Annotated in this window: 16 protein-coding genes and 1 pseudogene; 8 read left to right on the top strand and 9 right to left on the bottom strand. The window is 55.4% G+C overall.

Annotated elements, in window-relative coordinates; translation table 11 throughout:
- The 6 genes and pseudogenes from QOX26_RS13715 to QOX26_RS13690 all read right to left on the bottom strand — a co-directional run.
- Positions 1 to 127 (bottom strand): annotated as a pseudogene (locus QOX26_RS13715) (inositol 2-dehydrogenase); the annotation flags it as partial.
- A gap of 36 nt (positions 128 to 163) precedes the next feature.
- Positions 164 to 1,468: a hypothetical protein gene (locus tag QOX26_RS13710; RefSeq protein ID WP_283675542.1), complete on the bottom strand. Its 1,305-nt coding sequence runs from the start codon at positions 1,466 to 1,468 to the stop codon at positions 164 to 166.
- A gap of 99 nt (positions 1,469 to 1,567) precedes the next feature.
- Positions 1,568 to 3,085, bottom strand: a complete 1,518-nt coding sequence (locus QOX26_RS13705; RefSeq protein WP_283675540.1) for a sugar ABC transporter ATP-binding protein — start codon at positions 3,083 to 3,085, stop codon at positions 1,568 to 1,570.
- Between the two features lie 77 nt (positions 3,086 to 3,162).
- A complete protein-coding gene (locus QOX26_RS13700; protein WP_283675539.1) occupies positions 3,163 to 4,164 on the bottom strand; it encodes a sugar ABC transporter substrate-binding protein in 1,002 nt (333 codons plus the stop codon).
- A 63-nt stretch (positions 4,165 to 4,227) separates the two neighbouring features.
- The gene (locus QOX26_RS13695; RefSeq protein WP_283675538.1) at positions 4,228 to 5,193 is read right to left on the bottom strand and encodes an ABC transporter permease; all 966 of its coding nucleotides are present in this window, start codon (positions 5,191 to 5,193) and stop codon (positions 4,228 to 4,230) included.
- Complete coding sequence (locus QOX26_RS13690) at positions 5,190 to 6,152, bottom strand: ABC transporter permease (protein ID WP_283675537.1); 963 nt, start codon at positions 6,150 to 6,152, stop codon at positions 5,190 to 5,192. The genes QOX26_RS13695 and QOX26_RS13690 overlap by 4 nt, the downstream gene beginning before the upstream one ends.
- Before the next feature lie 405 nt (positions 6,153 to 6,557).
- On the opposite strand from QOX26_RS13690, the gene QOX26_RS13685 reads away from it, so the two are divergent.
- From QOX26_RS13685 to kdpC, 6 genes are all read left to right on the top strand, one after another.
- Positions 6,558 to 7,526, top strand: a complete 969-nt coding sequence (locus QOX26_RS13685; RefSeq protein ID WP_283675536.1) for an AraC family transcriptional regulator — start codon at positions 6,558 to 6,560, stop codon at positions 7,524 to 7,526.
- Between the two features lie 29 nt (positions 7,527 to 7,555).
- Positions 7,556 to 8,425: a helix-turn-helix domain-containing protein gene (locus QOX26_RS13680; RefSeq protein ID WP_283675535.1), complete on the top strand. Its 870-nt coding sequence runs from the start codon at positions 7,556 to 7,558 to the stop codon at positions 8,423 to 8,425.
- Between the two features lie 295 nt (positions 8,426 to 8,720).
- On the top strand, positions 8,721 to 10,547 hold the full coding sequence (gene kdpA, locus QOX26_RS13675; protein ID WP_442870238.1) for a potassium-transporting ATPase subunit KdpA: 1,827 nt from the start codon (positions 8,721 to 8,723) through the stop codon (positions 10,545 to 10,547).
- Positions 10,548 to 10,562: 15 nt separating this feature from the next.
- Entirely contained in the window at positions 10,563 to 12,641 is a 2,079-nt protein-coding gene (kdpB, locus tag QOX26_RS13670; protein ID WP_283675532.1) for a potassium-transporting ATPase subunit KdpB, read from the top strand.
- Between the two features lie 33 nt (positions 12,642 to 12,674).
- Complete coding sequence (locus QOX26_RS13665; protein WP_283675531.1) at positions 12,675 to 12,824, top strand: hypothetical protein; 150 nt, start codon at positions 12,675 to 12,677, stop codon at positions 12,822 to 12,824.
- A 23-nt stretch (positions 12,825 to 12,847) separates the two neighbouring features.
- The gene (kdpC, locus tag QOX26_RS13660; protein WP_283675530.1) at positions 12,848 to 13,456 is read left to right on the top strand and encodes a K(+)-transporting ATPase subunit C; all 609 of its coding nucleotides are present in this window, start codon (positions 12,848 to 12,850) and stop codon (positions 13,454 to 13,456) included.
- Positions 13,457 to 13,489: 33 nt separating this feature from the next.
- On the opposite strand, the gene QOX26_RS13655 is transcribed toward kdpC, so the two are convergent.
- Both QOX26_RS13655 and QOX26_RS13650 read right to left on the bottom strand, forming a co-directional pair.
- Positions 13,490 to 14,140, bottom strand: coding sequence for a potassium channel family protein (locus QOX26_RS13655; RefSeq protein WP_283675529.1), 651 nt, complete (start codon positions 14,138 to 14,140; stop codon positions 13,490 to 13,492).
- 32 nt (positions 14,141 to 14,172) lie between these two features.
- Positions 14,173 to 15,537, bottom strand: a complete 1,365-nt coding sequence (locus QOX26_RS13650) for a TrkH family potassium uptake protein (protein WP_442870237.1) — start codon at positions 15,535 to 15,537, stop codon at positions 14,173 to 14,175.
- Positions 15,538 to 15,783: 246 nt separating this feature from the next.
- On the opposite strand from QOX26_RS13650, the gene QOX26_RS13645 reads away from it, so the two are divergent.
- Both QOX26_RS13645 and QOX26_RS13640 read left to right on the top strand, forming a co-directional pair.
- Positions 15,784 to 18,468 carry a sensor histidine kinase gene (locus tag QOX26_RS13645; RefSeq protein ID WP_283675528.1) on the top strand — a complete coding sequence of 895 codons (2,685 nt, stop codon included), beginning with the start codon at positions 15,784 to 15,786 and terminating at the stop codon, positions 18,466 to 18,468.
- Positions 18,461 to 19,177 (top strand): response regulator, encoded by a 717-nt coding sequence (locus tag QOX26_RS13640; RefSeq protein ID WP_283675526.1) that lies wholly within the window; start codon positions 18,461 to 18,463, stop codon positions 19,175 to 19,177. The genes QOX26_RS13645 and QOX26_RS13640 overlap by 8 nt, the downstream gene beginning before the upstream one ends.
- A gap of 82 nt (positions 19,178 to 19,259) precedes the next feature.
- Here QOX26_RS13640 and QOX26_RS13635 read toward each other — a convergent pair.
- Positions 19,260 to 20,002: ABC transporter permease (locus QOX26_RS13635; RefSeq protein WP_283675370.1), on the bottom strand; the 743-nt coding region annotated here is incomplete at its 5' end.

Here is a 20,002-nt window from a genome sequence, read left to right as displayed (position 1 = left end):
ACGCCTCGGTCTGCTCATTCATAAACGGATCGGCGATTGTCTTGATCTCCATTTCGGGCACGAACATCGAAATGTTCTTCGCGTGCACCTTGCCGATGCGCCCCGCGCCGATAATACCTACTTTCATATTAACAAAACTCCTTTATGATATTGGACGAGCCGCTTAGCCGTAGACCTTTGCAATGCATTCTCTGCACAAATCGGTCCATTTTCGGAAGCGGGACGGGTCATTTTGAATGGTATGCGTATCCTTGAGGATGATTTCAAACGGCGTGCCCTTGCCGTCCTGCAGCAGCTTCATGGTGTAGGCGCGCATTTGCTCCTCGTCCCAGCCGTTGGTGACGTAGGACGGATTGGGCTTGCACGAGAAGATGGCCTTCATGCCGATTTGTTCGCGCATCGCCGCCACATCCGCCCACGGCGACACGGAAATGCGGCGAATATTCGGGATAGACAGAATATCGGGCAGCTTATTCTCCAGATTGTCGCAGCAGCCATAAGAGGACAGCCCGAAGTTACTCAGCAGCCGCTTTTCGTAGGCAATGGCAAATTCGCGCGTCATTTCGGGCGAAACCGAGATAAACTCCTGCGATTCCGCGAATGCCCAGAGGTTTTTGAAGGTCAGCTTACCGTCCTCGGGCGCTTTGAGATCGTGAGTGTAGCCGAAGCCGCCCGAACCGTTGTACTGACAGCCGTTGTTCATGTCCAGCAGACCCATGTCGAGCTGCTGCTGGTACAGGCCGAGATAGCCCTTTTCCAGAATTTCGAGGAGCTTGTGCATCTCCTCCGGATAGTCGTACAAATCAAACAGCGCGTTTTCATAGCCGCGGATTTTGGTGTAGGTTTCCATCCAGAAGAACGGCAGGAAGGTGTTGCCCGTCCAGTGCACGTCGAGAATATCGCCCAACAGCTCCTGATGCACGGCGAGCTTCTCCTTGGAACCTTGCTCGTCGTAAATCACCTGCGGCGGAATCAACTTGTAAATCTGGTCAACGTCGTCCAAATCGTCGATCAGCGGCTCAAACTCCGCAGCAGTCTCGTCAAACTTGAAGCCCGGCTTCCACACGCCCGGAAGAGACGAAATGGTAGGCACCATCATGCCCTCGTTGGTGAAGGCGTTGTGCGCCTGATGCCCCTCCATGCGCCAGCCGGTGTCCGACATGATTTTCAGGCAGTCCCAGCGCAATTCGGCGGGCACGTCGTCGTTGATTTCCTCCGCGCGGAACAGGCGGGCGCGCAGCGTCCACTCTATTTCACGGGCAATCGGATCCTTGGAAACCAGACTGTCCGCCGGGATGATTTCACGCCACGCGCCCTCGGGCGAGCAGTCGATGACCGGCTGATCGGTTTTTAAATCGTTGTGCGCATACCAGAGCTTGCGGCGCTCCTCCATCACCGGCTGATGGCACAGCTCGGCATACCGCCCCGCAAGCTCGCGGATTGTGCTTTTTTCTTGTTCAGTTATCATGGTGTTTGCTCCTTTGTCTTCGATGCACCTCGCCCCGGCGGCATGGGTTCTCCCATGCCGCAGAGGGGAAATGAGAAGAGAGATGATAAGGTCAATTTGTTAGGCACGCTTGGCGGATTCGGTGATGGTAATCGCCTTGATGAGGTTTTCCTCAGTAATTTCATCGCCTGCGAATTCATCCGTAATCAGGCCCTGCGCGATGGTGTAAATGCGGTTGGAAACGCCCATGATCTCGGGCATTTCAGACGAAATGACGATGACCGCCATGCCCGATTCCGCAAGTTCCGCAATCAGCTTGTGAATCTCCGACTTGGAGCCTACGTCGATGCCGCGGGTCGGCTCATCGAGGATGAGCAGGTCGGGTGCGAGCGTCAGCCACTTACCAATGACAACCTTCTGCTGGTTGCCGCCGGACAGGTAGACAATCTCCTGCTCCGATGAGGGCGAACTGATGCGCATTTTATCGTGGTACTCATTATAAATGTCATAGGTCACTTTTTCGTCTACAAAGCCGTGCTTTTGCAGCCACGGCAGCTTGGCAAGCGCGATGTTCTCGCGGCAGGATTTATCCAGCACCAAACCCTGTTCCTTGCGGTTTTCGGTCACAAAGCCGATTTTATTACGCACCGCGTCCACGCTGTTGCGGATGTTGGATTTCTGGCCGTTCATGTAAATCGTGCCTGCATCCGGTTTGCGCACGCCGAAAATCGTCTCCATGATTTCCGAGCGTCCCGCACCGACCAGGCCATAAAATCCGACCACCTCGCGGCGGCGCACGTTGAACGAAATATCCTTATACACGCCGCGGAGCGACAGCCCTTCAACGCGCAGCACTTCTTCGCCCGGCTCGGCTTGGCACTTGTGAAAATAGCCGTCCAGTGTGCGGCCAATCATGGCTTGCACAATATCGTCCAGCACAATCTCCTTGGTGTTGAACTTTCCCGTCGGCTGTCCGTCGCGGAATACGAGCACGCGGTCGCTGATTTCGAAAATCTCGTCCATCTTGTGGCTGATGTAGACGATGCCGACGCCCTCGCTCTGCAGCTTGCGGATGATGTCAAACAGATAGTTCTTTTCGCGCTCGGTCAGGGACGAGGTTGGCTCATCAAGGATGAGTACCTTTGCACCCAGTGCAATGCCGCGTGCAATTTCAATCATCTGCTGCTGCGCGATGGGCAGCGAGGAAATGGTATCCTTGGGACTTGCCGGACAGCCGAGCTTGTCAAGCACCACCTGCGTGTCGCTGTTGAGCTTTTTCCAGTCGACGCGGCCATGCTTCATCGGCAGACTGCCCAGATAAATGTTTTCCGCAACAGACAAGTCCATGACGAGCGACAGCTCCTGAAAAATCAGCACAATGCCGTCCTTCTTGGCCTCAATCGGACTGTTGTAGTGCACCGCCTTGCCCTGATACAGGATTTCGCCCGAATCGGCATCCGGCTGGTACACGCCCGACAGGCATTTCATCAGCGTAGACTTTCCCGCGCCGTTTTCGCCGCACAGCGCCAGCACCTCGCCGTAGCGCAAATCCAGACACGCACCGTTCAGCGCCTTAACGCCCGGAAATGTCTTGTTGATGTTCTTCATTTCCAGTACGAATTCGTTTGTATTACTCATGTTTCATCCACCGATTCCTTTTACAGATTGGGGACGGCCGCCCCTTCCCCGGTGCAGAGGGACGGCCGTCCGGCTGATTACCACTTTTCGATGTTCAGCGAATCAATGTTGTCCGCGGTTGCGACCGGCGTCTCCATGAAGTTATCAAACTCCGCCATCTTCTCGCCCTGTGCCAGGCGAACCGCGTAGTCAAGCGCGGTCTGCGCGTCGATAATCGGGGACTGCATCGCGGTTGCACGGAGTGCGCCTTCCTTGATGTAGGTCAGCGTGTTGTAATCGCCGCAGGCTGCCGCGTAAACCAGAATGTCGTCACGGCCGGCAGCTTCCATCGCGTTGATTGCGCCGATGGCGATGTTGTCGTCCATGCAGTAAACCGCCTGCACCGTGCCTGCCGGATACTTGACCAGATAATTTTCCATGACCTGCTGCGCCTTTTCACGGTTGCCGTCCGAAATCTGATTCTCGAGCACCTCAATGTTGGTGCCTTCGATGCCCTTCATCATGCCTTCCAGTCGCTCGGCCGAGGTCGAGTAGCCCGCTTGACCATCGATGTACAGGATTTTCGCGTCATTGCCGATGTCCTTGACCATCTGCTCGGCGGTCTGCTGGCCTTCCAGCACGTTCGAGGGGCCGACATAGCATTCCAGATATTCCTTGCCGCTCTCGTCCACATTGGTGTTCGCGCTCATGACCGGAATGCCGGCCTTGTTAATCTGCTTGACCATCGAAACGCCCGCCTCCGAGTTGCAGGGCCAGAGAACAATCGCGTTGCAGTTCATGCCAATCAAATCCTGCACCTGATTCTGCTGCTTGGTTACGTCGCCCACCGGGTCGAGCAGCTTGAGCGTCACGCCCAGCTCCTTTGCATAGGACTCGGCCGCCGAGTAGTACGCCGTCTGATACGGATCGGCGCCCGCGTTGTTGACTGTCATGCCAATCACAAGATCGGACCCGCCCGAGGACGCACCGTCTGCCGAAGCGCCGTCCGACGCCGCGTTATCCGTCGTTCCGCCGCAGGCTGCAAGTGAAAGTGTCATGGATGCTGCACAGAGCATCGCTGCAAATTTCTTCATCGTCATTGCATTTTCCTCCTCAAAATCGGTTGTTGATTTCTATCGTCTGACGCATCCCGCGTCACGGATTCAAAGATTGGCAAGCGCCGCCTTTTTCTTGCGCTCGGTCAGCACCTTGTCGAGGTACAGCACGCCGATCATAATCACGCCGGTTACGAGCGTGGACACATAGGTCTGCACGTTGAGCAGATTCATCATATTGCTCACAACGCCCAGAATGATGATGCCGCCGCAGGTGTACCAGATGTTGCCGAAGCCGCCGGTCAGCTTGGTGCCGCCGAGGACAACGCCCGCAATGACCAGCATATGCATATCCGGCCAGCCAAGCGGAGGCGAGGCTGCGCCCGACTGTGCCGCGAACAGCACGCCGCCCAGTGCGCCGGTAAAGCCGCAGATGACAAAGTTGATAAAGGTAGTCTTGACGCAGTTGATGCCCGCGTTGAAGGCCGACCCGGCATTGCCGCCGACCGCGTATGTATTGCGTCCGTGCGGGGTAAAGCGCAGCACGTAGAAGGCAATCAGCACCATCACAATGAACAGAATGCTAATATAGGATAGTCCGCCGATGGAACCCATGCCAAAATCAGTGAACAAATCGTTCGTTGCTAGGATGGACTGCTCGCCGCTGTACATATAGGAGAGCGCGCGGCAGCCGAGCATGAGCGCCAGTGTGACAACAAACGCGTTGATGCCTGCCTTTGCCACCAAAAAGCCATTGATTGCACCGACCGCCAAGCCGACCGCGATGGAAACGAGAATCGCCGGTACCAGTCCAATCGAGCTTTGCAGGCCGCAGCTGAGCGCGGCGGTCAGGCTGATGAGCGTACAGATGGACATATCGAAGTAGCCGTTAATAATTACAAAGGTCATGCCGATGGCCATAATGCCCTTGACCGCGTTCTGGTTCAGTACATTGAGCAGATTGCGGGGCGTCAGAAATCCGGGAACGAACACCGCGGCGAGAAGCAGAATGATGACCAGAATCGGAACGACCGTATTTTTGCCCAGAAAGGCTTTCAGTTTTTTCATCGTCATGCCAAGGCCTTCTTTCTGGCGGATTTAATCGAAATCCACACCGCAAGCAAAATAATCAGGCACTGCGCCAGCCACTGCAGATAGTACGGCAGGCCAATGATGACAAAGCCGTTTTTCAAAATGCCGATAATCATCACGCCGACCAAGGTTTTGAGGATGCTGCCGCTGCCGCCGTTGAGGTTTGCGCCGCCGAGAATAACGCCGGTAATGACGTCGAACTCGTAGCCCTGCCCCATTGTGTTCTGCGCCGCGCCGCCGCGGGAACAGAGCATAATCGCGCCGACCGCGGTCGAAACGCCCGACAGCACGAAGGTTTGGAGCACGACCTTCTTATCGTTGATGCCGCTGTACCGGCAGGCTTCGTCGTTGCTGCCGACCGCCAGCACATGGTGGCCGAACACGGTTTTGTTGAGCAGGATTGCATACAGCGCGATGCACACAATCATAATGATTGTCACATATGGAATGCCTGCGATGCTGCCCTTGCCGATTTGGGTGAACCACACCTTTTGGTTCATCAGCGTTACCGACGAGCCACCGGTGAACATCAGCGTCAGCGCCTGCAGCACGTTCATCATGCCGAGCGTGACAATCATCGAGTTGAGCCGCAGATAGCCGACGAGGAAGCCGCAGACCATACCGGATGCGATGCCGACCACGACGGTAATGAGGATTGCCGGTATCGGGCCGAGCGTGTCATGCAGCGAGATGCACATGACGCAGCACAGCGACAGCAGCGAGCCGACCGACAAATCAAAATTGCCGCCGATGATGACGAAGCTCATACCGCAGCCCATGACTGCGATGGTTGCCACCTGCCGGAAGATTAGAATCACGTTGTCCCTTGTACTAAACTGGGGTGACAGGAGAGCGAACACCAGAAAAACCGCAAACATCGCAACCACGATGGCTTGGTTCTTCAAGATCAGCGCCGTCCTCTCCTTTCTGGATAAACTCATTGCGTAACCCTTCCTTTCTCATCTTGTCTCTTTCACCCTGACAGGACGTACTCGCTAAACCGATTCGTCCTTTCAGATGAAGTTTCTTTTTTATTTTGCTTTTACCGAGCATCACCTTCCATTAATCCGTTTTTCGCCAATCTTGTTTTTCTCTTTTTATCGTTGTAAAATCTTATTTTTTGTTTTTGTGCATTTTGTATATTTAATTTGTTTCTTTTTGGATATGTTTAGTTTATCATTTCTTGTTTACTTGTGTTAGAATGAAATCACATCAAAATTAGCACAATACGCAATTGATTAATTTTGCTTTGTACGTTTTTCTCAAACAGCTGTCCTTCTTCTTGTAGCAATCGCCAGTCTGATTATATTTCTCTTATCTTGCTTTTTATAGTGGAGGTTGATATAATGATAACGCCTTATGAAAAACGAAATATCGTTGACCACTCCGGCATCACGTTTGAGCAGATTACCGCCGCAGAGCGTACACCGCTGTATTCGTCGGTCGCCTCCCTGCATCGCCACGGCTTCTTTGAGCTGACACTGGTGCTGCGCGGCAGCTGTTCGTATTTTTCCGACCACGGCCGCACACCGCTTATCCCGGGTGACCTGCTGCTGATGCCGCCGCACCAGCCCCATGCCTGCTACCTGCAGCGGGGCGCTGAACTCTGCCACTGTCAGTTCGAGTCAGATGTCCTGTCGGGTGCGCTGTCCTCTCTGCTGAGCGATATGATTTGCTGCGAAACCCCCGCGAAAAACGTTGCACAGAAGCGGCTGCACGATCTTACAGCCTTTGAAGAGGAGTCCCGCGCGACGGGCGACCCCATCCTGCTGCGGTCGGGAAACCCAAACCCCAGCGGCATGCTCCATCTGAGCCACTCCGAGTTCAGCTCGCTCTATCCGATTCTGCGAAGCATTTGTCAAGAGCAGCAGGAACAGCGCTTCGGCTTTGAACCGCTCAAGGTCACGCGCCTGCAGGAACTCATCGTGCTGCTCAAGCGCGTGCAGATTTGCCAGTTCGAGCTGCTGCAGGAGCAGTCCTCCTGGAAGGAAGAACTGATTGGTACCGTGCTCACGCAGATTGACAACGATCTGGCGCGCGAAATGGATTTTGAAGGCATCGCACATAAACAAGGCATCACCCTGAGTTACTTCCGCATGGTCTTCAAAGAAATTACCGGCATGCCGCCCACCGATTACTTAAACCGTGTGCGCATCCTGCGCGCGCTCGAGCTGCTGCAAACCTGCGATGCGCCGGTGTCCGAAATTGCCGCCAAGGTTGGCATATACGATGCCAACTATTTCTCGCGCCTGTTTAAAAAGGTAACAGGCTACCCGCCTCGTTATTTTAAATCCATTTCACGGCACATCAGCTGATGATTAATAGAGAAAGCAAGTGATTATTCATGCAAAACTTTGAAATCGGCATTCTGCCATCCTCCTCGTGTTTCTCCTTCTCCCCCGCCATTCAGACGCAAAAGCTGTTCTATTACCACACTTGGTGCGGCCATTTCTACTGTACTGACGAGTATTACGTTAAACGGGAGACTTATCCCCCCCTGCTGCTCGTTTATGTATGCAGCGGTTCGTTCCACGTCGAGCTGGGGCGAAAAACCTATACTGCGACCTCGGGTCAAGTCGTTTTTTTCGATTGTGCCCAGCCGCACCATTACTACACGACCGAGCAAACCGAGTTCTATTATCTCCATTTCGACGGTCCGCAGGCGCATGATCTGTGCCACTATATCAACAAATCCTCCGGCGTGGTCATTGACAGCGCAAATAACGCTGATATTGAGCAGGCGCTTGCGGAAATGCTCCACTTCTATGAAAAGGGCAACAGCGAAAGCGTTTTTGCGACCTCCGGCCGCATTTACCACCTGCTGACGCTGCTTGACAACCCGCTTGTCTCCCCGCGCCTGAAAAAGAACGACGATTCCATCAGCCGCGCCATCTCACATATCCGCGCCCATGTCGGGCAAAAAATCACACTGCAGGAGCTGGCCGATATCTCCGGCCTGAGCGTGTACTACTTTTCCCACCTGTTCAAGGAGATGACCGGCCAGTCCCCCAACGAATTCATCATCCATTCGCGCATTGATCAGGCAAAAACCCTGCTCGCGTGCACCAACTATCCCATCGCCGAAATCGCGCGTCAGGTGGGTTACCCGAACAGCGGCAACCTGATTACCCATTTCACCCAGCGTGTCGGCTGTCCCCCCATGCAGTTTCGCAAAAACAACCGCATCGGCCCGGCGGATCCTCAGCTCCCCTGACTATTATCCGAAGCAATCGCTTCTTTCAACACCAAAACGCCTGCATCAGACTGACCCGTCCCACATGACGGCACAGTCTGATGCAGGCGTTTTCTATGCAAGGCCGTCCGACGGCATATTAATCCAATATTAACAGCCGCACCCACAACTCTAACACCACTCTTACTTCTTTTGCGCTATTCTATAAGCACCAAAGGAGGAATAGAAGATGCAAGTCGTACTCATTGGAATCGGTGTGCTCACCGTTTCCATTCTGCTCTATTTGAGCTATATTCTAATGAAAGAGGAGTAAACCATTATGAATTCCGTTTTACAATACGCGTTATACCTTATTATATTAGTCGTGCTGTCGATTCCGCTGGGTCGCTATATCAGCAAAGTGATGGACGGAGAGCGCGTATTCCTTTCCGCCGTGCTGGCTCCCTGCGAGCGTGGCCTGTACCGTCTGCTGCGGGTGGACAGCAAGGAAAATATGGGTTGGAAAACCTACGCAGGCTGTGCACTGGCCTTTTCCGCCGTCAGCCTTGCGGTTCTGATGCTGATTCTGCGGTTTCAAAATCTTTTGCCGTGGAATCCCGAAGGGGTAGGCGGCATGAGCTGGCCGCTCGCCTTTAATACCGCCGTCAGCTTTATTACCAACACCAACTGGCAGGCGTATTCCGGCGAAGTGGCGCTGTCCAACTTCTCGCAGGCACTTGGCCTGACGGTGCAAAACTTCGTCTCTGCGGGTGTGGGCATCGCGGTGCTGTTTGCCATCGTCCGCGGGTTTATCCGCGTATCCGCAAACGGAATCGGAAACTTCTGGAGTGACCTCACGCGCGCGGTGCTTTACATTCTGCTCCCTGTCTGCCTGGTAATGTCGGTCGTTTTAGTCGGTCTCGGCGTGCCGCAGTCGCTCGGCGGCAGCACAACGGTCGATTTGCTTGAGCCAATCGCCGTGGATGCAGACGGCAGCGTGCTGGTCAATGCTGAAATCGATACCGCGCACGGCACGGTAACCGTTGACGGCCAAACTGTAAACGGTGCGCAAATTGTCACCCAGCAGCAGGTGCCGCTCTTCCCGCAGGCAAGTCAAGTCGCACCAAAGCAGGTTGGCACCAACGGCGGCGGCGTGTTGGGCAACAACTCCGCACACCCCTTCGAAAACCCAAATCCGGCTTCCAACATGATACAAATGTTGTCCATTCTGTTAATTCCCGTCGCGCTGTGCTTCAGCTTTGGCCGCAGCATTAAGGATAAAAAACAGGGCATCGCAATTTTTCTTGCCATGCTTGTGCTGCTGGTCGCGGCACTCGGTGTCATTGCTTACAGCGAGCAAGCTGCAACGCCACAGCTTGCGCAGGACGGCGCGGTGAACATCATCGCGGGCAACGGCAACATCGGCGGCAATATGGAGGGCAAGGAGACTCGTTTCGGCATCGCCTCGTCCTCTGCATGGGCGGCCTTTACCACCGCAGCCTCGAACGGCTCGGTTAACTCCATGCATGACAGCTACACCCCGATTGGCGGCATGATGCCCATGCTGCTGATGCAGCTTGGCGAGGTTATTTTCGGCGGCGTTGGCTGCGGCCTGTACGGCATGCTCGGATTCGTGCTGCTGACCGTATTCATCGCGGGGCTGATGGTCGGCCGCACGCCCGAGTATCTGGGCAAGAAAATCGGCCCGAAGGAAATGCGCATGGCGGTTCTGGTCTGTCTCGCCACACCGATTGCCATTCTGCTCGGCAGCGGCATCGCCGCTCTGGTGCCCGCCACGGCGGACAGTCTCAATAACGGCGGCGCGCACGGTTTGTCCGAGCTGCTGTACGCATATTCTTCCTGCGGCGGCAATAACGGCTCGGCCTTTGCAGGCTTCAACGCCAACACGCCTTTTTTGAACATCAGCCTCGGTTTGATCATGCTTTTTGCCCGCTTTGTCCCCATGACTACAACACTCTGCATTGCCGGCAGCATGGCACAGAAGAAAAAGGTGGCTTCCGGCGCAGGAACGCTGTCCACCTGCAATGCAATGTTTGTATTCCTGCTTATTCTGATTGTATTAATCATCGGTGCGCTCAGTTTCTTCCCCGCGCTGTCGCTCGGACCCATCGCAGAGTTCACCCAGATGATAGGCATTGGTTAAGGTAGGTGTTTCTTTATGAGTGAAAATAGAAAAAGCGCCATGACGGATCGCAGCATGGTAAGCCGCGCCGTCAAAGATGCGTTTCTCAAGCTAGACCCGCGTGAGCAAGTCAAAAACCCGGTGATGTTTCTGGTTTATCTGTCCGCTGTTTTGACGACGATTCTCTTCGTTCTGTCTCTGGCCGGCGTGTCTGACGGCGTTGCGTCCAGCGGTTTCATCCTGTCCATCGCGGTCATTCTTTGGCTGACCAGTCTGTTCTCCAATTTTGCCGAGGCTATCGCTGAAGGGCGCGGCAAGGCGCAGGCCGACTCGCTGCGCGCTTCCAAGCGCGATGTCACCGCACACAAGCTGGAGGACGCCGCCGACCGTGCGCGTTTTACCGATATTTCGGGTGCCTTGCTGAAAAAGGGCGACTACTTCCTCGTCCGCACCGGAGAGCAGATTGCTGCCGACGGCGAGGTGGTGGACGGTGCAGCATCGGTGGACGAAAGCGCCATCACCGGCGAGTCCGCACCGGTCATCCGGGAAGCGGGCGGCGACCGCAGCGCCGTGACGGGCGGCACGACCGTGCTGTCCGACTGGCTCGTGGTCCGCGTGACGCAGGAGGCGGGGCAGAGCTTCATGGACAAAATGATTGCCATGGTCGAAGGCGCGAACCGCAAAAAGACCCCGAACGAAATCGCACTCCAAATCCTGCTCGTCGCGCTGTCCCTTATCTTTGTGTTGGTTACCGCTTCCCTGTTCTCGTATTCGCAGTTTTCCGCCGATCAGGCCGGCATCGTCAACCCTACCTCGGTGGTGTGGCTGGTTGCACTGCTGATTTGTCTCGCGCCCACCACAATCGGCGCACTGCTCTCCGCCATCGGCATTGCGGGCATGAGCCGTCTTAATCAGGCCAACGTGCTTGCCATGAGCGGCCGCGCGATTGAAGCCGCAGGCGATGTTGACGTGCTGCTGCTCGACAAAACGGGTACGATTACCCTCGGCAACCGTCAGGCCGCAGCCTTCCTGCCCGTGGCAGGCTGCTCCGAGAAGGAGTTGGCCGATGCGGCACAGCTGTCCTCGCTTGCCGACGAAACACCCGAAGGTCGGTCAATCGTCGTGCTTGCCAAGGAGAATTTCGGCATCCGTGGGCGTGAACTCGCCGATCAGAATCTGCAGTTCATCCCCTTTACCGCGCAAACCCGTATGAGCGGCGTGGATTACGCCGGCGGAGAAATCCGTAAGGGCGCAGCCGAAGCGGTGCGCAGCTATGTGGAGAACAGCGGCGGCAAATACAGCGCCGCGTGTGCACAGCTGGTCGACCAAGTCTCCCGGCAGGGCGGCACGCCCCTTGTCGTGGCGAAAAACCATAAGGTGCTCGGCGTGATTTATCTGAAGGACATCATCAAGGACGGCGTGAAGGAAAAATTCGCCGACCTGCGCAAGATGGGCATTAAGACCATTATGATTACCGGCGATAATCCGGTCACCGCCGCCGCCATCGCCGCAGAAGCCGGTGTGGACGATTTTCTCGCCGAAGCAACGCCCGAAACCAAGCTCGAAACCATTCGCAGCTATCAGGCGCAGGGGCACCTGGTCGCCATGACCGGCGACGGCACGAACGACGCGCCCGCTCTAGCACAGGCCGACGTGGCCGTTGCCATGAACTCGGGTACGCAGGCCGCCAAGGAAGCCGGCAATATGGTCGACTTGGACTCTTCTCCTACCAAGCTGATCGACATTGTACGCATCGGCAAGCAGCTTTTGATGACACGCGGCAGTCTGACCACCTTTTCTATCGCCAACGATATTGCAAAGTATTTCGCCATCATCCCCGCGATTTTTATGAGCCTGTATCCCGGTCTGGGCGTGCTGAACATCATGGGGCTGCAAAGCCCGTCGAGCGCCATCCTGTCCGCGCTGATTTATAACGCGCTGATTATCGTCGCACTGATTCCGCTTGCGCTCAAGGGCGTCAAGTATCAGGAAGTGCCCGCCGCGAAGCTGCTGAAACACAATCTGCTGGTCTACGGCCTTGGCGGTATCATCGTCCCCTTTATCGCCATCAAAGGGATTGACCTGATTGTCGCCCCGATTCTCGGCGCGTTTTAAGAAAGAAGGCACAGATATATCGACAGCAAGCAATTGATTCTGCTTCGTCTGGTGCTGAAAGGGCTGTCCGCCTGCCCCGTGCTCACCTACGCACTGAGGATGATTCTGCTCGGCGCAGGGATGGTCGCCGCCGTTACAGCGGCCACCCTGCTGCTCGTACTTCCCATTATGCTTCTATTTTAATGCAAGACTGTGAGGTTATTTTCATGAAACATATCTTCGCACGCGCCGGCGGCATGCTGCTGGCCATGACCATTTTGTGCGGTCTGGTTTACACCGTGGCCGTTACCGGAGTCGGCCAACTGCTCTTTCCCAAGCAGGCAAACGGCAGCATCATCGAGGCAGACGGCAAGACCTACGGCTCTGCGCTGCTCGGGCAGCCCTTTACCGATGAAGGCCATCTCTGGGGCCGCATCATGAACGTGGACACCACCACTTTCACCGATGAGAACGGCAATCCCGTCCTGTATGCCTGGGCCTCCAATTTAAGTCCCGCCAGCGAGGAATATGATGCACTGGTCGCACAGCGTGTCGACGCACTGCGCAAGGCCAACCCGGATATGGCGGAAGCCGCGATCCCGGTGGACCTTGTGACCGGCTCAGGCAGCGGACTCGACCCCGAGATCAGTCCTGCCGCTGCCGCCTATCAGGTATCCCGCATCGCGCAGGCACGCGGCATGACGGAAGACGAGGTGCAGGCCGTTATCGACCGGTATACGACCGACCGCTTTCTCGACATCTTTGGTGAGGCGCGGGTCAATGTACTGCGGGTAAACCTTGCCTTGGACGGCATTCTGGAAAGCACACAGGCATAAAAAGACAGCCGCCCCGATGGGGCGGCTGTCTTTTTATTGCACAGTCAAAAACTTTTGTATATCCTTGTTTTCTCCCAGCACCAGCAGGGTTTCATTGGCCTTGAATACATGCTTGGTTCCGGGCATCGGCTCAAGATGCCCCTCGTATTTGACAGCCAGAATGTTGATGCGGTATTTCTGCCGCACATCCAGCGCCACAATGGTTTTGCCAACCCATGTAGGAGGAACGGCAGTCTCGTAAATCGCGTGGTTGTCGGTCAGCTCAATGTAGTCGAAGATATGATCCGAACTGTACCGTGCGGCGGCCCAAAACGCCATCTGCTTTTCCGGATAGATGATATCATCCGCACCGTTGCGCAGCAGGAACTTCGCGTAGACATCGCGCGTGGCACGCGCCAGAACAAACGGTGCGCCATGCTCCTTGAGGAGCGCCGTGGTCTCGAGCGCACTTTGAAAATCGTCCCCGATGGCAACGACGCATAGATCAAAATTGCGCACTCCCAGTGTGGCGATGAACTTTTCGTTCGTACTGTCTCCAATCTGAGCGTTTACCACATAATCGAGCGCATTGTTAATGCTTTCCTCGTTCTTGTCAATCGCAAGCACCTCGTGGTGCAGGTCGCGCAGACGCTGCGCCATATGGCGGCCAAACCGCCCAAGTCCAATCAGCAATACCGATTTCATATGTAAAACCTCTTTTTCTTTCTGTCGTTTACTCAGCCGACCGTCACGCGCTCCTGCGGCATCAGGGACACCGCGTGCGATTCGCTGGATGTCATTGCATAAATCAGCGTCAAACCGCCGACGCGTCCAAAATACATTAAAAAGATTAAGATGAGCTGCGAGGGCACACTCAAGGTCGATGTGATGCCAAGCGTCAGTCCCACCGTGCCGACGGCCGTCGCCGCTTCAAACAGCGCCTCAATCAGGCTGACGCCTTCGATGCCGCAAATCAGCATACCGCCCGTCAAAAACAGGCACAGATACAGCAGAAAAATCGTCACCGCACTGCGCAGCACGCTTTCGGGAATGCGCCGTCCGTAGCACTGCGTGGTATCTTTTCGGAAAAATACCGCCTTTGTGAACAGCAGCAGCACCGCCAGTGTCGTCACCTTAAAGCCGCCCGCTGTTGACCCCGGCGCGCCGCCAATCAGCATCAGCAGGATGGTCACCAGCTGGCTCGGCTCGCTGAGGTTTGCCAAATCCACGGTGTTAAACCCTGCGGTACGCGGCGTGACCGACTGAAACCACGAGGCAAGCGCCCGCTCCGACAGGCTGAGTCCATCCCACTGCGGCAGGCTGAATTCATAAAAGAAGAAATACAGCGCAGTGGCCGCCAGCAGCACCAAGGTACAGGTGCAGATAAGCTTGCTCTGCAGCCGGTAGGCCCGCAGGTGCAGACCGTGCTCCTTCACATCCGCCCATGTCAAAAAGCCGATGCCGCCCAAAATGATAAGCAGCGTAATCACAAGATTAACCAGCGGATCGTTGACATAGCCGGTCAGCGAGGCAAAGGGCGTGCCGTTGACGCCCATCAAATCATATCCTGCGTTGCAGAATGCCGAAACCGCATGGAAGACCGCGTACCAGATTCCCCGCAGCAGGCCGTACTGCGGGCAAAACCGCAGTGCGAGCAGCAGCGCACCCAGACCCTCCAAAATCAGGGTCGTTCGAAAGATGAAGCCCGTCATGCGGACGATGCCGCCCACCTGCGGCGCGGAAATCGATTCCTGCATGACCCAACGCTGCTTTAAGCCGATTTTTTTGCCCGCAAACATGACGATTGCGATTGACATGGTCACGACTCCCATGCCGCCGATTTGAATCAGCACCAGAATCACTGCCTGACCAAATCCGGACCAGTAGGTCGCGGTATCGAAAACCACCAATCCCGTCACACAGGTGGCAGAGGTTGCAGTAAACAGAGCATCCACAAACGAGGTTATCTCCCCCGAAACGGTGGATATGGGCAGCATCAGCAATCCGGCTCCGGTTAAGATGAGCAGCATGAAGCCGAAAATGATGATTCGAGCAGGCGTGAGATGCTCGTTTTTTAAAAATGACAACGCAATTCTCTCCATTCTGTGAAGTGAACCCATTGTAACACAAGCGATATGAGTATTTGATTAAGATTCTATATTCTGCATTTAGATAACATTAAGACATATGATATAGTATTAAGATTATATTAAGACATTTAGAATAACATTGAAATGATATTAAACTTGTCTTAATGCAATCTTTATCTTATGTTCAAAAGCGGAATACCACTCTGACGACGCCTGTGTTATACTGTAACATAGAAAACGACCGTGGAGGGTTGCCGCTTGGAAGAACTTCGTCCTGATTCAACTGCGCTGTTGCAGCAAATCACGCAGCAGGAAAACGCCCCTGCCGGCAAGCTGAAGATTTTTTTCGGCTATGCAGCCGGTGTGGGAAAAACCTACGCCATGCTTGAAGCCGCACAGCGGTTTAAGGAAGCCGGCGGCGACGTGGTGGCCGGCTATATCGAGCCACACACCCGCCCGGAGACGATGGAGCTGCTCGCGGGACTGGAACAGCTGCCGCCCAAGGAGCTGCACTACAAAGGCATCCGGCTGCGCGAATTCGATTTGGATGCCGCGCTAAAACGCAAGCCGGAGCTGATTCTGGTGGACGAACTGGCGCATACCAACGCCGAAGGCTGCCGCCATATCAAGCGCTATCAGGATGTGGAGGAACTGCTTCGCGCCGGCATCAACGTTTACACCACGGTGAATGTGCAGCATCTGGAGAGTATCAACGACGTGGTGGCCGCAATCACCGGTATCACGGTGTCCGAGCGCATTCCCGACCACATTTTCGACGCCGCCGACCAGGTGGAACTGATGGATATCGAGCCTGCTGATCTGCTGGAGCGGCTGAAAGCAGGCAAAATCTATCGGGAACGGCAGGCCGATCAGGCTATGTCGCACTTTTTCTCCGAAAAAAACCTGGCCGCGCTGCGTGAAATCGCACTGCGCCGCACCGCGGATCGCGTCAGCCGCGCACCCGTGCATCTGACCGAGCCGCGCTCCAAATCCGGCGAGCATGTTTTGATTTGCCTGTCCAGCTCCCCCTCCAACACCAAGGTCATCCGCACCGCCGCCCGTATGGCTGAAGCATTTCACGGCGAATTCACCGCCCTGTTTGTTGAAACGTCGGACTTCTCCGCCCAGTCAGATGAGGAACGCAAGCACCTTCTTGCCAACCTTCGTCTGGCGGAGGAGCTCGGCGCACGCATCACCACTGTATACGGCGATGATCCGGCCATTCAAATTGCCGAATACGCGCGCATTGGCGGTATTTCCAAAATCGTACTGGGACGCAGCCAGCAAAAACGGCCCTTCTATCCGGTGAAAAAGACGCTGATGGATCGCCTGCTCGAACTTGCGCCCGATTTGGATATTTATATCATTCCGGAGCATACCGACAGCACCCGTTCGCTCAAACCTCGCCGGATACCCGCGAAGCATCTTTCCATTGCCGATTTTGTCAAGATGAGCGTCATTTTGCTGCTCTGCACCGCCGTCGGCGTGCTGCTGACCTGGATGAATTTCAATATTGCAAATGTAATTTTGATGTACATTCTCGGCGTGCTCTTCATCTCTATGATAACCAGCGGCCGCTTGTGCAGCCTGCTTGCATCCTTTCTCTCCGTGCTGGTTTTCAATTTTTTCTTTACCTATCCATACTTCACACTCAACAGTGATCCCAGTTATATTGCTACATTTATCGTCATGTTCCTCGTTTCCCTGCTGAGCAGTTCGCTGACCACCCGCAGCAAGGCGCAGGCGATTTCCAGCGCACGTAAAGCCTACCGCACCGAGGTCCTGCTTGAAACCAGTCAGAAGCTGCAAAAGGCCGAGGACATCGAAAGCATCATCAAGGTCACCGCGACGCAGCTGAACAAGCTGCTCGATCACTCGGTTTTGTTTTATGCCGTGGACAGCGACGACAAACTGCAGGAAGCAAAGCAGTTTCCGGTGCATCCGGAGGATGACCTCTCCGGCTGTTTGACCCCGGCCGAACAGGCGGCAGCCGAGTGGGTGCGAAAAAACAACAAGCACGCGGGCGTTACCACCGGCACGCTGCCCGGCGCAAAGTGCCTTTATATGGCGGTGCGCGGCATGGCCAAGGTGTTCGCCGTTGTCGGCATTGTGATTGACGGCACTTCCGCACCCGACGCTTTCGAGAAAAACCTGATGATTGCCATTCTGGACGAATGCGGTCTGGCAATGGAAAAGGAGTCCATCGGTCAGGCCAAGCGCAAAATTGAGGAAACCGCCCGTCAGGAAGCGCTGCGTGCCAGCCTGCTGCGCGCCATTTCACATGATTTGCGCACCCCGCTGACCAGTATCTCCGGCAACGCCGGTATTCTGATGGAAAATGGCAGCGTGCTTGATGAGGACAAAAAGCACAAACTTTACAGCTCCATTTACGATGATTCTATCTGGCTGATTCGTCTGGTTGAAAACCTGCTCTCCATCACCCGAATCGAAAACGGCAGCGTGAAGCTCAAAACCGAGCCGGAGCTGCTGGACGAGATTTTTCAGGAGGCACTGGCGCACCTCGATCGCAGCTCGGTCGATCATGAGATTACCGTCGACCTGCCCGATGATCTGATGATGGCAAATATGGACGCACAGCTGATTGTTCAGGTTATCATCAATCTCATCAACAACGCCATCAAATACACCCAGCCGGGTTCGCACATTACGCTTTCCGCGCGCCGGTGCGGCAAGCTCGTAAACGTCACCGTGTCGGACGACGGCCCCGGCATTTCGGATGCCGCCAAGGAAAAGCTGTTTGACATGTTCTTCACGGCAGATAATGTCCGCGGGGACGGCCGCCGCGGGCTGGGACTTGGGCTTTCGCTGTGCAAATCCATCATCAACGCGCACGGCGGTGTGATTGAGGTTGCGGACAATACCCCCAAGGGCACCCGTTTCCAATTTACATTACATACTTCGGAGGTGAACGCACATGAATAAACCGCAGATTCTGGTGGTGGAGGACGATGCCGCCATCGGCAACCTGATTGCCACCACACTTGAAACCCAAAGCTACCAGTTCCACCGTGTTGCGACCGGCGCGGGTGCACTGCTCGACGCGCTCTCCTACCGTCCGGACGTGGTGCTGCTCGATTTGGGTCTGCCGGACATGGACGGCGTGGACATCATTCGGAAAATTCGCGCATGGAGCAATATGCCGATTATCGTGGTTTCCGCCCGCAGTGAGGATACCGACAAGGTCGCCGCACTGGACGCGGGCGCGGATGATTATCTCACCAAACCCTTTTCGGTGGAGGAGCTACTTGCACGGCTGCGTGTCGCGCTGCGCCGTGTCCGGTATGACAATGAAAAGGTCGATGCCGCCGCCAGTCTGTACGCCAACGGCGATATTCGAATCGACTATGCCGCCGGCTGCGTCTATCGCAATGGTACCGAAATTCATTTGACCCCCAGCGAATACAAACTGCTGTGTCTGTTGGCCAAAAACACCGGCAAGGTGCTGACGCATAATTATATCCTCAACGAGCTGACCGGCAGCGCGTCCCCCGCGGACACGCCTTCCCTGCGCGTGTTCATGGCAACGCTGCGCAAGAAAATCGAGCTCGACCCGAGTCATCCGAAGTATATTCAAACGCACATCGGCGTTGGATATCGAATGATTCGGCAAAATCAACCCGACGAGGTTTAACCCTCTGCAAATAGGAACAAAGCGCCGTCTGCTCTGCAGGCGGCGCTTTGTCCTATAAAGAAGAGAGTGATTTGGTCAAAAATCAGGAATGCTTGGTGTTCTTGCGCATGTCAAACACCACCGAGCCGACGATAATCAGGCCCTTGATGATGCTCGTCATGTTGTCGTTGACGCCCAGCATAACCAAGCCGTTGTTGATGACGCCGAGAATCAGAATGCCGCACAGCACGCCCGACACGCGGCAGATGCCGCCCGTGTGCGAGGTGCCACCGACCGTGGCGGCCGCGATGGCGTCGAGTTCATAGTTGAGACCGTAAGTAGACGGGTCGGCCGAGCCGGTACGGCCGGCCAGCAGAATGCCGCCGACCGCCGCGCAAACCGAGCACCAAATGTACACCAGAATCAGGTTCTTTTCCACGTTGATACCAGCCACACGCGCCGCCTGATCGTTGCCGCCGATTGCGTACACGCTCTTGCCGAAGCGCGTCTGCGTCAGCAGAAATGCCGAGATGACGAACATAATCAGGAAAATCACGACAATCATCGGGATGACGCCGAACAGCTTGCCCTTGCCGAAGAAACGGAAATCGTCGGTCAGCTTGGAGACCGGCTGCGTCGAATACATCTTGGCCAGTGCGCGGCAAATCAGCTGCGAGCCCAGCGTTGCAATGAACGGCGGAATCTTGGTGAACGCGATAATCGCGCCCACGATTGCGCCGACCAGTGCGCCAATTCCGATGCCGATCAGTGCGACGACCGGAGCCGGCAGCGGGTTGCCCGCGCCGAGCAGACGATTGGTTGCGTCCGCATTCTGCGCAAGTGATG

The organism is Butyricicoccus sp. Marseille-Q5471 (genome assembly GCF_951230135.1).
Taxonomy (GTDB): Bacteria; Bacillota; Clostridia; order Oscillospirales; family Butyricicoccaceae; genus Agathobaculum.
This window is presented reverse-complemented; position numbering and strand designations above follow the sequence as displayed.

Excerpts from the sequence above, each read along its gene's own strand:
- QOX26_RS13640 (WP_283675526.1), top strand. The coding sequence starts at position 18,461 with ATGAATAAACCGCAGATTCTGGTGGTGGAGGACGATGCCGCCATCGGC.
- kdpC (WP_283675530.1), top strand. The coding sequence starts at position 12,848 with ATGAAACATATCTTCGCACGCGCCGGCGGCATGCTGCTGGCCATGACC.
- QOX26_RS13680 (WP_283675535.1), top strand. The coding sequence starts at position 7,556 with ATGCAAAACTTTGAAATCGGCATTCTGCCATCCTCCTCGTGTTTCTCC.
- QOX26_RS13700 (WP_283675539.1), bottom strand. The coding sequence starts at position 4,164 with ATGACGATGAAGAAATTTGCAGCGATGCTCTGTGCAGCATCCATGACA.
- QOX26_RS13655 (WP_283675529.1), bottom strand. The coding sequence starts at position 14,140 with ATGAAATCGGTATTGCTGATTGGACTTGGGCGGTTTGGCCGCCATATG.
- QOX26_RS13685 (WP_283675536.1), top strand. The coding sequence starts at position 6,558 with ATGATAACGCCTTATGAAAAACGAAATATCGTTGACCACTCCGGCATC.
- QOX26_RS13695 (WP_283675538.1), bottom strand. The coding sequence starts at position 5,193 with ATGACGATGAAAAAACTGAAAGCCTTTCTGGGCAAAAATACGGTCGTT.
- QOX26_RS13710 (WP_283675542.1), bottom strand. The coding sequence starts at position 1,468 with ATGATAACTGAACAAGAAAAAAGCACAATCCGCGAGCTTGCGGGGCGG.
- QOX26_RS13650 (WP_442870237.1), bottom strand. The coding sequence starts at position 15,537 with ATGGAGAGAATTGCGTTGTCATTTTTAAAAAACGAGCATCTCACGCCT.
- QOX26_RS13690 (WP_283675537.1), bottom strand. The coding sequence starts at position 6,152 with ATGAGTTTATCCAGAAAGGAGAGGACGGCGCTGATCTTGAAGAACCAA.
- kdpB (WP_283675532.1), top strand. The coding sequence starts at position 10,563 with ATGAGTGAAAATAGAAAAAGCGCCATGACGGATCGCAGCATGGTAAGC.
- QOX26_RS13705 (WP_283675540.1), bottom strand. The coding sequence starts at position 3,085 with ATGAGTAATACAAACGAATTCGTACTGGAAATGAAGAACATCAACAAG.